This window comes from Mesorhizobium sp. M4B.F.Ca.ET.017.02.2.1, from assembly GCF_003998955.1.
In the GTDB taxonomy this organism is placed as follows: domain Bacteria; phylum Pseudomonadota; class Alphaproteobacteria; order Rhizobiales; family Rhizobiaceae; genus Mesorhizobium; species Mesorhizobium abyssinicae.
On the sequence record NZ_RZOF01000146.1, the window covers coordinates 1 to 13,672 of the forward strand.

The following is a 13,672-nucleotide window of genomic DNA, read 5'->3' on the forward strand; positions in this document are numbered from 1 at the left end:
GTGCGCCTGGTCAGGTGCTCCAGCAGCCCGTCCAGCTTCGTCACGGCCCTCATGCTCGCGCGATGATCCTTGCGGGCTGCCGACAGCTCCACTTTGCGTCGCTGCTCGGCCACGCCGGCCATCTTCTCGTTCTCTCGCAATTGCCCGGTTTTGCTGGCGGCGACTTCGAACCGACCCTGAAGCCGATACAGGCTGGCAGCCTTCACCGGCTGTCCGACAAGCGCACCGAACGCTGCATCTTCGGCGTCGACCGTGCGCTGAAGGTGTTCGGTGACGGCGGCCGCCGCTTCCTCGACCTCCCTCGCAGCCCGCTGCGCGGCGGCTTGCCTTCTGATCACCTCTTCCGTTGCACGCTCCTCACGGCGGCGTCTGAGGTCGCGCAGCCGGGCGATCGTGTCAGGCGCCTTCATTGGACGATCTCCCGCATGCGCTGGCGTGTCTTCTCGATGCCCTCGTGCGTGGCGGACGGTTGTCGCAGGAAGGCATTGATGGCGTCGATCTTGGCCACCGCCTCGTCCGCCACGGTATCGCTGCCCTTTTGATATTCCCCGACGCGCAGGAGAAGCTCGATGTCGGCGTAGCGGGCAAGCAGTTCTCGAAGGCGGCTCGCGTCAGCCCGGTGCGCCGGCGGCACGACGGCATCCATCAGCCGGCTTCGACTGCGCAGGACGTCGATGGCCGGGAAATGGTTGCGCTGCGCCAGCTCGTTCGACAGGAAGACATGGCCATCGAGAAGCGCCTGGATCTCCTCGGCGACCGGATCCAGCGTGCCGTCGCCTTCCAGGAGAACGCTGTAGAGGCTGGTGATGGACCCGACCCGGCCGGGCCCCGAGCGCTCGAGCAGACGCGGCAGCACCGCGAACAGCGAAGACGGAAAACCGCGCCGCGTCGGCGGCTCGCCCGAGGCCAGGCCGATCTCGCGCTGCGCGCGGGCAAACCTGGTTATGTTGTCCATCGCAAGCAGCACATGCTTGCCCTGGTCGCGAAAATACTCCGCGATGCTGGTCGCCACGTAAGCGGCCTTGACGCGCTCGATGGCAGGCCGGTCGGATGTCGCGACGACGACGATCGCCCGCTCCCGCCCTTCCGCTCCAAGCTGATGCTCAACGAATTCGCGCACCTCGCGCCCGCGTTCGCCGACAAGGGCGACCACGGCGACATCGGCGTCGGTACCGCTGACGATATCTGAAAGCAGGATCGACTTGCCGACGCCAGGCTCGCCGAAGATACCGACGCGTTGCCCGCGCGCGCAGGTGAGCAGCCCATCGAGGGCGCGGATGCCGAGCTGGATCGGCTCGGAAATCATACTGCGCTCAAGCGGAGATGGCGGATAGGCGTTGACCGGATAGCTGCCGGCAATGCCGTCCGGCGCAAGCGGCTTGCCGTCCAATGGCTCGCCGAGCGCGCTGATCACCCGGCCAAGAAGGCCGGGGCCGACGGGCACCTGCTGGTCCTTTCCGGTCGCAACGACCTCGGTCAGGCTCGAAAGGCCGGTCAGATCGCCAAGCGGAACGAGGATCGCCATCTCGTCCAGCAGGCCGACCACTTCCGCCCTGGTCGTCCTGCCTGTCCTGGGGTCGATCAGTTCGCATATCTCGCCGATCCGGGCCTCCTCCACGGTCGCGTGGATGACGGTGCCGGTGACCCTCCGCACGCGCCCTCGCCTCGGCCGGCTGGCATCGTCGCGCAGGCCGGAGCGCAGGCCGGGGATGATGGACGCCAGGCGATTTTCGATTTCGGTAGCGGGCGTCGTCATGCAACCTCCGCCCTCGACGCGATGGCGGCAGCTATGGCCTTGAGCTGCGCGTCGATGCTGGCATCGACGACGGCAAAGTCGGTCGAAACGATGCAGGCGCCGACCGCCAGCGCATCATCCGCGTCGATCTCGACGGTCATGCCCAGATCACTGTCGCGCAGGACCGCGTTCAGCTCGTCCCGGACCCTGTCGACGGAAGCGGGATGAACCCGGACCTTCAGATATTTGGCACGGCGAATTTCGGAAACCGCCTGTCTCGCGGCCCTGGCGACAAGCGTGCTGACGTCGAACTCGCCCAGCATTCGCCTGACGATTTCGATGGCCAGGCCGATGACTTCGGCCTCCAGCCCGGCGAGATAGCGATCCACCTTGACCGCTGTTTCGCCGATCAGCCGCGTGGCGTCCGCATCGCCCTGCGCCTTGCCGTCCTCATAGCCCTGCGCATATTCGGCCGCGTAGGCTCGCCGGGCGGCCTCACGCAATTGCTGCGCATCGCGCCTCGCCTCGTCGAGAAAGGCGTGCCCATCCTGCCAGGCGCGCGCTTCCGCGGCGCGCAGGATGCGCGCAGAAGGGCGCCTCGGCATGGCGTCGATCGCTTTGCCCGGTTCGATCATCTCGTCTCGCTCATCGCTCGTCGAACAATCGCCGGACCGGCAGCGGCAAATGCTTCGGCCGCCGCTGCGTCGACAGACCCGTGCGGCATCAGCTTGAGGCGAACCCGCATGCTCGTCTCGCCGGGCATCGCCTGACACCACGCGCCAAGGCAGCTCAGCCCATCGGCATAGACGCGATCATGAATATCTTCCAAGGGCTGCAAGGACTGGGTCGGACCGGCGAGATCGCGGTTGGCGACCGACAAGGCGCAGAGATCGGCGCCAAGGGCCGCCTGCAATCCGGCGGCTTCGCGTCCATCGATGACAGCGGCCAGACTGCCGGCCCAGTAGATCGCGCCCGAGCGGAGCGCAAGCTCCTCCAACTCCTCACCCGATGACAACGCGATCGCCCGATCCACCGCGTCGGCCGGCTCATCGGCCGCGGAATGGAGCCGGTAGCGCTCGAGCAGCAATTTCGACAAGCGCTCCTGCAGGCGCTGCGATCGCAGCATGCGCTCGCAGGCGGCCTCGCTTATCGTGCCGTCAAAGCATTCCGCAAGCCGGGCCGCATCCGCATAGGATGCGGGATTGGCCATGAATGCCTGCCATTCCGGGCTGGCGGTTTGCTGCGAGCCGGTCCCGGTCATGTCTTCTTCACCGGCAGAGCGGATGCGTCGAGCGCATAGACACCCGGCCGTCGATACCACTGGAGGTACGCCAGCCGGGCAGCCAGCGCGAGTATGGCCGCCGCCATGCCGTAGAACAGCCACATCGCGGCGGCGACGCTGTCCGGATGCAGCCAGAGGCCAAGGAATGTCGTGAAGCCTGCTTCGGTGCTTTCGTGCTCGGGGGCCGTCGCGGCCACCGGGATGAGCGTGACCGAGACATTGTCATAGGTCAGTCCCGCAATGCCCTTGGCCACCAGCATCTTGACCTGCGGGATCAGCTCATTCATCGGGACCGACGCGCGATGCCGGATGAAGACGGAGGCGGAAGACGGCACCAGCTGCTGTCTCAGCGGATCGTTCTCCGGCAAGACGAGATGGACGCGTGCGGAAAGCACGCCGTCGATGTCCGAGATCGTCTGCGAAAGCTCCTGGCTCAGGCCGTAGATCATGGTCGCCCGCTCTTCCACCGGCGAGGACACCAGCCCGTCTCTCTTGAACACCTCGCCGAGCGTCTGGAATTCCTGCTTGGGCAATCCGCTTTCGTCGAGGATTGCCATGGCTTCCGCGAAACGGCCCTTCTGCACGGACACCGTCATCTTGCCGTCCTTGCCGGCCTCGCGCTGGGCCGGGATCCCGCGACGCATCAGCGTGGCGACGATCTCGTTGGCCTGCTGCTGGTTGAGGTTGGAATAGAGCTCCACCGAGCACGCCTGGAGCACAAGCATGCCGATGACAACCAGCGCGACCCGGCACCGGGCGCCGCACCGATTCAAAAGCGTTGATCGCCGCGGCAAGGATAGCGTGGGCACGAACACTCCGTAGCGCTTACTGTTGCTTGATCAGCGTGCTGGTGGACGAGGTGACGGCGGTCACGCTGCTCGTCACCACCTCGAGATTGGCGGCTGCCCACATCACCGAAATCGATCGCTCGAGAAGTTGCTCGGCGTTCTTTGCCGGCGCGCTTTCGCCTTCCTTGCCCGACGGCGCCGCCTTGCCGGTGGCATCCTGCAGCGAGGCTGCTTCAGCGTTCACGGGGGCGTTCGCCTGGCCGAGAGCTTTCTGGACCTGCTGCATGGTTCCTTCAAGCGACCGAACGGCGGAACCGAACAGTGCCGACGGATCGGTGAGCGCCCCACCCCCTGCCTTCTCCGCCTCGGCCAGATAGTCGAAGAGTTGGCGCTCCACGATCGGCTCGGTGCGTTCCGCTTTGGCAGATTGTCCGCCCGCTGCCGGATTGGCGCCGGACGATGCCTGCGCCACCTGCCGACCTGCCGGCGTGGCGACATCGCCCCGGTCGGGCGTGCTGGCCTTTGCGACATCGTGCTTTTCCTGCTTGGCGCCCACCATCCGGTTGCCCGGCTGCGCTGCCGCGCCGGCGGTGATCTGCTGTTGCGAACTTATGCTGGTGGTCAAATTTGCCAGCGTTGCCTCCAGGGCTCCAATCGGCGCGATCTGCATGATCCTGGCCTCCTGTTTCAGTTCGGTGTGACGGGCACATTCTGTGTCTCCGCCAGCTTGCCGCCGCGGAAAACGCGGATCGAAACGACCTTGCCGGGCTCCCGCTTCGGGCTCGATGCGGCAGGAATTCCGAGCGTCTTCCTCACGAGTTCGACGTAGGACGGCGGCCCCGACACCGAGACGACATCGTCTTGCCTGGAAACCTTGATCGGAAACCTCGGATCGATGACGCCCAGCCGCTGCAGCCGATCTTCCGCGCTGGCAGCCGTGTTGGCATCGAGCGGGATCATCTCGGTCTGGACTTCGGCCTCGGTCGCGACGTTCATGACGATGCCGTCGAAATGCCAGACCAGGCCGTACCGATTGCAGATCTCTTCCAGGAACTCGCGGGCCGTTCCAACCGGCATGCCGGCGCTCAGGCGCCCCTTCACAAGCTTGCTGACACGCATCGGAACGCGCATGTTGCGGCCAAGCTCGATCAGCGCGTCCGTCACCGACTGATCGACCGTGATGTATTTGTACGGGCCGGCGGGCCAGCGTGGCTCGGCGGCGCTCGCCCGAGACGAAGCGAGGCCAAGCGCCAGGATCATCGCGAGGCCGCCGGCCGCGAAGACGGCCTTGGCTCCCGACAACCAGCGTGCATGGCAGGTACCGCGTCCCGTCAACATTTGGTCCTATCACAAGACGACGCGGAGCGATGACCCGCCTCGCCTGTCTCATGGTTTAACCCGCCAACTCGCTTTTATCGTGCGCACCGCAAAATTGGAAGTCCAATTGGATTGCTTCTGTGTATTTGGTTCCAAATGTTGCGAACAGCGAGCAAAGCGATATGGTGCGCGCTGGAATCAGGCGTCACCGCTTCGTGATCCCCGGATTCAATGACTGGTTGGGAAGGATCGGCCTCGGTGGCGGCAAGCAAGAACCTGGTCGCACATCTGGATGCTCCCACCGGAAGTCCGGGGCGCTGGACGTCGATCGGGCTGAGCCTCGCCCAGAGCTTGGGTGAATCAGTTCTGATTGCTGCCACGTTGACTGTCGCCATGGCGCCGGCGCAGGCTCAATCGAACAGCGGCTATCCGCATGACCAATGAAGACGTCATCGACCTATATGACCGAGTGAAGATCGGCGCCCAGATTATTGTCCGGCATTGAATCGTGATCCCTTTCAACATCAAGCAGCTCGAAACATTTCTGCTGGTAGCGACTTTAGGCAGCTTTCGAAAGGCGGCCGAACGGCTGAACACAACGCAGCCGGCGGTATCCACCCGAATTGCCGGCCTGGAAGAAGCGCTGGGTGCCAAGCTGTTCGAGCGGCAAAGCAGCACCGTCAGGCTGACCGCCGAGGGACAGCGGCTGCTGCCGCCCGCGCAACGCGTCTTGCGCGTGGCGGAAAGGCTGCAGCTGACGGCCAACTCCCTTTCAGAAACGGCGGGAGTGCTCAGGCTCGGGGTTGCCGAAACCATCGTGCACACCTGGCTGCCGACTTTCCTGAAGGAGTTGCAGACAAACTATCCGCTGATCGACACCGATATCGTCGTTGACGCGACGACCACCCTTCGCAACGAACTCATGTCGCATAGGCTCGATCTTGCGGTGCTGATGGGCCCGGTTCTGGAGTACAGTATCGAGAATATCGGGCTGCCGCCCTTTCCGCTCGTCTGGGTGTGCTCGCCGCAGCTGAAATTGCCGAACCGGCGCAAGCTGACGCTGAACGATCTGATGCAATTTCCCATCATCAGCTATGCGCGCACCACAACGCCCTACAGCGAGCTCTACCGCAAGCTGACCGGCGAGTTGGAAGAGACGCCGCGCATCTTCCCCGCCAATTCGCTGGCCGCGTCCATCAAGATGACGGTCGACGGTATCGGCATAGCCTCTCTCCCCGAGGAAGTGGTCCGGGACTATGCCGCAGGCGGCCAGCTGCGCATCATCGATTGCGAATGGCACCCGTCCGACCTGCGGTTTACCGCCTCCTACTCTTCCGAGCCCTCCAATCCGATCGCGGAGCGGGCGGCGAAGCTGGCAGCCTGTGTCGCACACGCCTATGCCGCCAGGATCGGCAAGGCTCCTGCCGACTAGACCGAGCCGGCCACTCCTCAGCCGACCGATGCGACCGGGAGATAGATGCGGTCGCCCGAAAAAATCTGATCCGGGCTCAGGATGTGATCCATGTTGAGCACCACCGTCTCCGCGACATCCGCTGAGTGGGTCCTGGCGATCAGGCGAATGCTGTCGCCGCTCTTGACCTCGACCCACTGATAGCCGTCCTTCTCCAGCGTCGGGTTCGTGCGGCCTTCGGCGTTGCTGCTGCCGTCGGGATGAACCTCGACATGGTCGCCGGAAACCCAGCCGCTATGCATTTTGCTGTCCGGTCCGAAACCTTCGACGGGTATCCAGGCCTCTCCTGACGGATCGCTCGAAGGCTTCGCGGTCTGTTCGACGAACGTGCCGGGCTGCAGAACCGTGGCCACGCTCGAATCCCCGTCAGGCTGTGTCCGCAAATTCAGCCCGTCATCCGCCGACACCACGAGTTGCGGGAAGTCCTCGGGCGGGGTTTGCGGCGGAACATCCGACGGATCATCGGGTTGCTGGGACGAGGCATCGCCGTCCGATTTTTTCGGATCGGGTGGAGAGGTCGGGGCGCCCTCCCAAGGCTTCGTCAGCAGCGAGTCCAGCGAGAAGAGAAGCATGCCGACGCCGAAGGTTATGCCCAGGGTCCACCGATCCCACGCACCCCATCTTTTGTCGGACTTTTCCGCCGCCGCCATGTCGGCATCGGTTCGCGGCACCGAACGGCGATTCATCCGGTCCGTCCTGATCGCCGATGCCCAGAATTCGGCGCAGCCGAACGTGAACAGGGTGCCGGCGACCGTGGCGATCGGCGCCGGCCAGGAGTGCAGCGTATAGACGGCGCAGCCAAGCACATAACCGGGTCCAGCCAGATGTTCGGCCACATTTCGGATCACCGGTCTGCCGGTGAACGACTGCAGCATCGACTTCGTGCCATAGACGACGTTGCCGAGCGAAAACGTGCTGTTGACGACAAGGTCCTTACCCTGGATCATCCCGGTCGCGGCACCTGGCGCCGCTGCAATGAATGTGGCCCCGCCGAGCGCGTTGAGGAATCGCCCGAACGGCTTGTGATTTGCGGTTGCGTTGGGGAAGATCGCCTGCGAGCCGAAAACGAAGCCTCGCACGCCAAATGCCACCGCTGCGGCAGTCGCGCTCCAGGTTGGCGGCAACGAACTCCACAACGCGTAGGAGGTGGTCGACATGCCGCCAAAGGTGGCGAGCGCCTGAGCGTTTTCGCGCATCCTCGCATGGCTGAGGGCCAGATCGACACTGGCAGCCTGATCCGGCGTCAGCGCCTTGCTGTGGGTGGCACGATAGTTCGTCAGTTGCAGCACGGAGAGGCCGTTCGTCTGATCTCCGCCCATCCACCCGAACTGCTCAGGCGTGAACTTGCGGAACTGGCCGGGGCTCATTTCCTCGAACTGTTTTGGTGTCACCGCTTCGATCTGCGGCTGGGTCAGGGCTTCGATGTGGTGGATCGTGAAAGCACCCCATTGATCGCGGGTCAGCACCGGAATCTGCTTCTCGGTCAGCCACGGCACCTGCTTGGGATCGAGCTTCGCAGTGTCAATGGAATCGATCATGTTTTCGGGGATCGCCGGAACCTGGCGCTCGGTGAGGTTGTTCAGCAATCCGGCCGTGGCCAGGTCCTTGAACTGCTCTGACGTGAACTTCGCGACCTGGCTGGGCTTGAACCACGGAACCTGGCGCGCTTCCAATGTCGACGCGTCAACGAACTCGACCATGTCTCCTTTGATCGCCCGCATCTGTGGTTTCGTCAGGTGAGGCGTCAAACCGGCTTTGCAGAGGTCCCGGAACTGCTGGTCGGTCATATTCCGGACGTGACCCTCGGTCAGCCAGGGAACCTGCTTCGCCTCGAGGCCCGCGATGTTGACATAGCCTATCTTTGCCTTCGGGATACCGCGCAGCTGGCCCTTGGTCAGAGACGGCAGCAAGCCGGCCCGATCCATGTCGCGGAACTGCTGTTTTGTCAGCTCGGCCACCTGCTCTCGCTTGAGCCATGGAACCTGGTTCGGCTGGAAATCGCCCATGACGAGATCCGGCACCTGGTCAAGCGGAGTAGCCCTGACGCCATCGCGGGTCAGCCCGTGGCCGCCGGAGGCACCGCGTATCCAGGGCAGCACGACGGCTTCGCCCGTGTCGGGGTCGTAGACCAGCATGTGCGTCTTGTCCTGCACCTCCGGAGCATCGGCCGGGGCGCGGGGTCCGTCGGAAGGCGGCACATAAACCTGTTCCGGGCTCCTCGGCTCCGTGCCCAGCATTGCCGCGACGATCACCTCGCCATTCCTGTCCTGGAGATGGATGGTGCGGCCCGCGGCGACCTGGCTCGACGCCGGTTGAGATTGCGGAGTTGCCGTAGCGGGCTTGCTGTGTCCGAAGATGTTGCCGACAATTCCCGCATCGTCGAGCGCCCGCTGCAATTCCGCGGAAGGCGGCGCATCGAGGAAAACCCAGCGCGGCTGATAGGCGGGGTTCTCGTTGCGCAGCGCCACATCCTTGTTGATCTGCTCCTGCAGTTTTGGCGTCAGCGGCACTTCGCGCATCTGGGCGACACCGTTGATGGTCGTCCAGCGATGGTAGGTCTTTACCTCGATGGCCTCGATCACGTCAGGGCTCTTGAAGACAGGCGAATCCACGTAGCGCCCGCCCTCGCCGAAGACCGGATGCGGGCCGTCCGGATTGGCCGCGACCGGGAAATGCGCCTCCCCAAGCGATCCGTTGAGTTCGCGTGTGTAGGTCTCGCCGGCCTTCCATTTTTCAGGCTGCCGCATGTTGCGCACCTGCTGCAGCGAAAAGGTGGTCGGCGGCGCCGCCTCGATTGCCTTCCTGGCCGGCATTGCCTGCGGCGGCACGGCTTCTCCCTCCGGCCGTCCCTGGCTGCCCGGCACGTGGTCCTGCGAGCCGCCGCGCACCCATGGCAGGACATATGCTTCGCCCGTCTCCGGGTCCCGATAAAGAATATGCGACTTGTCCATCAGCTCCGGTTCGTCGCCGCGCGCCTTTGGTCCGTCGGCCGGCGGCACATAAACCTGCTCCGGACTGTTCGGCCCGTTGCCCAGCATTGTGGCGGTAATCACATTGCCGCTCTCGTCCTGAAGCTGCAGGGTTCTTGGCGGGCGTTTACCGGCCGACGCAGCGTTGGCGGCGCCTGCGGCCGCGTCTTGCCCAGGCGCAGGGTTGCCTGCCGGCGGTGCTGGCCGTCGAAACCAAAGAGGCCTGTCTGAGGGCGAAGGAGCAACCCCCTGCTCACCATACCAGCGCGCAAGCGCCTGCTGCTGGTCGGATGGCGCCAGATAGATGAATTCCGGCGGCGGCATCTCAATTGGTTTTGCCTGTGTCTCGAGGAAGTTACGGATGGCGCTCATCGCGCCAGGTGGAATGAAGGCTTCATCCTTGAGTGACAGCAACGTGGATTGGCGGAACGCCTCGATATCGGCCTTCTGACCGGGTGTCGCGGTCGTTTCGAGTTCATCCAGCCATTTTCCGAAAGACGCCTTGCCGCCTCTCGGAAATGCCAGACCTCCGCCCCTGTCGGCACGCTGGTCGAGTTCATGCAGCCAGCGCGGAACCGCTATTTCCACAGGCAGGTTGTCGGCGAAGGTAAATTCACGTCCAACGAAGTCGCCCTTCGCGACGATCGGGGCGACCTCAGGCAAATTCGTTCGGTAGAAGAACCTGATTTCGCCCGTGAACGCCAATGGCAGCTGGAGGAACGGCACGGAGGGCACGCGCAACTTGAGCGCCGGGCTCCGCACCGCAAGCGTAACGTCAAGTGTCGAGGCGACAGCCTCACGCTTGCCGAAAAGGTTGACATAGATCGGACCGCCCGAGCGAACATAATGATTGTAGGGCGCAGGCAGCTTGCGCAGGAGAATGCGGTCCGGACTCGGCAGGAATTTGTGGAATGCCTCGTTGACGATGACCTCGAGCCGGCTTGCGCCGGCATCCCACACGCGTCGACTTTTTCCCGTGAGATCGACAATTGTCTCGCCCAGCGCCAAGCCGGGAACAGCAGATTGCCGCATCCCGCTTGCCGAGCCAGGAATGAACAAGATCGATTTCTGAGCATCGATTTCTCCCGACGCCACCAGTGTCCGGATCGTGCTCATGTCAGGATTGTCGGCAAGCGCCTGCGCCGTATGCTCGTCCTTCACGACGAACTGGGCCCTCAGTCGCAGGCGGTCAAGCACTCCCTTGTTCGCGTCGACGAAATCTGAATTGACGATCGTTCCCTTGGGCAATGTTGCGTCCATCGCCACTTCGTAGCGCTTCTCGACGCTTAGCAAGCTCGTCAGGTAATACTTGTCCTCCAAGTAAACTTTGCGATACGGAACGTCGCCGTGGAACTCCGAGAATTCCGTCTTGCCGTCCGCCGTTTGACGCAAGAAGTCGCTTTCACCGTCCTTCAAAATTGCCGACTTTGAGCGAAGGGCGAGGCTGAATGTGAGCTCCACGGCCCAACCCTTGTTCCCTGCCGGACCCTCAACGCTGGCAGAACGCGGCATGACCGTGAAGACGGAATCCGAGGCCTCGCCGAACAGCCTTTGACGTGCCGCGTCGAGAAGATCCTGACCTTTGAACTGGAAAGCCGTCTGGCGCTGAACCTTGAGGCCGAGCTGCGCGAGCGTGACGTTGCGATGCTCGTTCGGGCGAATGGAGATTCCCAGTTCCTTACCGAGACTATAGCGTGCCGGTTCGAGCGACCGGTATTTGACGCTGTCGGCAAATGCCTGCCAAAGGGCACGATAATCGGTGCGTGTCCCTAGGCCCACCATGTATGACCGCCAGGTCGGCGATCCCAACTGGAGGGCCTCAGGCATACCCGGGATCGAATGGACGGCCATGTTTACCGGATCGGAGTTGAACCGAACCCGCCCGAGCGCGGATATCCTGAAATCTCCCCAGTTCTTCTGTTTGGCCGGCTCGACGCCTGCCAGCGGGTTGGCGCCAGGCGCTGCGCTTTCGTCCGCCGTCCTCCGCGCTGTTTCTGGAATGCCATCCGGGCCATAGCGCTCTGCCAGCTCGTGGCTGGAATAGTAGCTTTTCTCCTGTTCGTAACGGGTGACCAGCTGTTCGGTGGTCAAGCCGTCGAGATAGGCCGAGGGTGTTTTGGGATCCTTGCCGCTTGTGTAGACATACCCGCCTGTGTCGCGTTCAGGCGTGCCAGTGAAGCTGCGCGTTTCCGGATCCCACACGAGATGCACCGGGACCTCTGTCACGGTCGGCTTGTTCGACACGATGATGGGATCGCCGTCAGTGGGGTTGGCTGGGCTTCGCACGGCCAAGCCATCTGGATCGCGGCCCGGCAGCATCGTCGGGTCACCGCTTCCAGCGCCTTCGAATGGCTCATGCAAGACGATCGGCCGCGACGGCTGACTGTTGCCTGAGGGATCAGTCTTGTCACCAGTCGATGGCGGCTGATTCTGGCCCTCTGACTTGCCGGCTGGCAGCGCGCGCTGACCAACTGGATTTCCGGCCCCCTCCCGAGCGCTGAAACCGGGCCCCGGTTGGCCGCTGGTTTCGCCGATCACCTCGCCCTGGATAACGATCTCATTCGGGTCCGGCATGACGTATTCGCCGGTGGGCCTGTAAACACCGTCCTGGCCCATCGCGTAGACCGCCCGCGGTCCCGGCCCCGAATCCGGTCCGCCCGGCGGTGGAAAGCCTGACGTGGGAGTCGCGTCGCCGCCCCGAGGACCGGACGCTCCAGGCATGTTGTACAGCAACGAGCGGCCGCCAAGGCCCGTGCCGACCGCGCCGGTGCCGATGCCCATGATGGCGTTCGCAAGTTCGGCAAATGACATTTCACCGCCGTGCCTGGCCAGATCCTCCGCCGACCTGGCAAGCACCGGAATACCGGTGACCACGCCCCCGGCATCGAGGCCCCAGGCTGTGTTGGTCAGCTTGCTGCCGCTTTGCAGATAGCTCGCTGCCTGTTCGGCATAAGAGGATTGCGTTACGTTTACGCGGAGTTTGCCAATGCCCCAGCTGGCGTCACTCATGCGCGCCATGCCGAATCCGCCCGCGAACGCCTCGGACGTGGACAGGCCGGCCCTTGCCAGGCCGAACGTGCGCAGGGCGCCGGCCCCTACGGGCAGGAACGCGGTCACGCCGGTGGCGACATTCCAGGCCGACTGACTGTCGAAGTCGCCGCCCTGAAGCAGATGCTCGCCTTCCTTGTAGAGCGTCTTGCCGCCAAGAGCCGCGCCGGAGGTGATCGCAATGGGAATGGCCCATTGACCGCCCGGAACGAACGAGACGATGGTGGCGGCGCCGGCGACGATGCCAAGACCGATGTCGGTGGCCTTGTCCCAGAAATCAACCTTGCGTGCGTCGGCGATCTCCACCTCGTCGAGCGAGAACCCATCGGCGCCGAGCTTCATGTCGCCGCCCTTGGCCAGGATCAGCTTGCCGTTCTGGCTGAAGATGCGGTTCTCATGCTGGAATTCGTCGAAGCTGCCGTAGTATTTGCCGGAGCTGTCGACGTAGCCGATTTCTTTTCCATCGTTCTTGATCGCGAACAGTGCCGTCGACGATTCCATCCCGCCATCCAGCGAGAAGATCGGCACGACCTTGACCTCCGCGTTTTCGCCGGCACGGTCGGTGATCTCTCCGGTAACCTTCGTGACCCCCTCGCTGGATTCGTCGAGGCCGAGAGTGCGGGCAACCGTGCCGCTGAGCTCGCCGGGCTTGTATTGCTTGTATTCGCCCGTGAACCCGTTGTCGTACAGCTGCTTCAGCCGGACCTGATAGCCGGCGAGCGCCTGATCCTTGTGCTCCTCGAAATACGTGTTTTTGAGCCGCGCCTCATGCTCTTCGTTGCCATAGGTCAGAAGCTTGGGGTTGCTTGCGTAGAAGCCGTACCAATCGCGCGCCGCCACCATCGCGGGGCGGACATCCTTGTTCCATGTCTCCAGTTGAGTCTTTTCGGTTTCTGCTAAACCCCTGTCGATTTCCGCGGCCGCCACTTCGGGGTGCACCCACAGCCACTGGCCATCCATCTCGATCCGGACCGACTTGCCGCTGGCGCCGATTGCGCCCGGCCCACTCTTTTCGTAGGCAGCGGCAACCTCCGGTGCGACCCAAAGCTCGCGGCCGTTCAC

The 13,672-nt window shown here is 63.7% G+C and carries 10 protein-coding genes; 2 read left to right on the forward strand and 8 right to left on the reverse strand.

The genetic code is table 11. The annotated features are described in order from the left end of the window. The 7 genes from EN738_RS18290 to EN738_RS18320 all read right to left on the reverse strand — a co-directional run. On the reverse strand, window positions 1-410 hold a 410-nt coding region (locus EN738_RS18290; RefSeq protein ID WP_210214080.1), incomplete at its 3' end, for a YscO family type III secretion system apparatus protein. Further along, window positions 407-1,756: a FliI/YscN family ATPase gene (locus EN738_RS18295; RefSeq protein WP_127284917.1), complete on the reverse strand. Its 1,350-nt coding sequence runs from the start codon at window positions 1,754-1,756 to the stop codon at window positions 407-409. The genes EN738_RS18295 and EN738_RS18290, both read right to left, overlap by 4 nt. Beyond that, the gene (sctL, locus tag EN738_RS18300; protein ID WP_127284918.1) at window positions 1,753-2,370 is read right to left on the reverse strand and encodes a type III secretion system stator protein SctL; all 618 of its coding nucleotides are present in this window, start codon (window positions 2,368-2,370) and stop codon (window positions 1,753-1,755) included. Before sctL ends, EN738_RS18295 begins: the two co-directional genes overlap by 4 nt. Then, window positions 2,367-2,996 carry a SctK family type III secretion system sorting platform protein gene (locus EN738_RS18305; RefSeq protein ID WP_127284919.1) on the reverse strand — a complete coding sequence of 210 codons (630 nt, stop codon included), beginning with the start codon at window positions 2,994-2,996 and terminating at the stop codon, window positions 2,367-2,369. The genes sctL and EN738_RS18305 overlap by 4 nt, the downstream gene beginning before the upstream one ends. After that, window positions 2,993-3,832: a type III secretion inner membrane ring lipoprotein SctJ gene (gene sctJ, locus EN738_RS18310; RefSeq protein ID WP_348627062.1), complete on the reverse strand. Its 840-nt coding sequence runs from the start codon at window positions 3,830-3,832 to the stop codon at window positions 2,993-2,995. Before sctJ ends, EN738_RS18305 begins: the two co-directional genes overlap by 4 nt. Before the next feature lie 10 nt (window positions 3,833-3,842). Next, window positions 3,843-4,475, reverse strand: a complete 633-nt coding sequence (locus EN738_RS18315) for a hypothetical protein (protein ID WP_127284920.1) — start codon at window positions 4,473-4,475, stop codon at window positions 3,843-3,845. 17 nt (window positions 4,476-4,492) lie between these two features. After that, window positions 4,493-5,140 (reverse strand): type III secretion protein, encoded by a 648-nt coding sequence (locus tag EN738_RS18320; protein ID WP_245494570.1) that lies wholly within the window; start codon window positions 5,138-5,140, stop codon window positions 4,493-4,495. A gap of 240 nt (window positions 5,141-5,380) precedes the next feature. Between EN738_RS18320 and EN738_RS18325 the strand changes: the two genes are divergently transcribed. Together EN738_RS18325 and EN738_RS18335 are read left to right on the forward strand one after the other, a co-directional pair. Then, a complete protein-coding gene (locus EN738_RS18325) occupies window positions 5,381-5,566 on the forward strand; it encodes a hypothetical protein (RefSeq protein ID WP_127284921.1) in 186 nt (61 codons plus the stop codon). Window positions 5,567-5,630: 64 nt separating this feature from the next. After that, window positions 5,631-6,554, forward strand: a complete 924-nt coding sequence (locus EN738_RS18335) for a LysR family transcriptional regulator (protein ID WP_127284922.1) — start codon at window positions 5,631-5,633, stop codon at window positions 6,552-6,554. A gap of 17 nt (window positions 6,555-6,571) precedes the next feature. On the opposite strand, the gene EN738_RS35540 is transcribed toward EN738_RS18335, so the two are convergent. Further along, entirely contained in the window at window positions 6,572-13,570 is a 6,999-nt protein-coding gene (locus tag EN738_RS35540) for an SH3 domain-containing protein (protein WP_210214081.1), read from the reverse strand. Window positions 13,571-13,672: the final 102 nt, after the last annotated feature.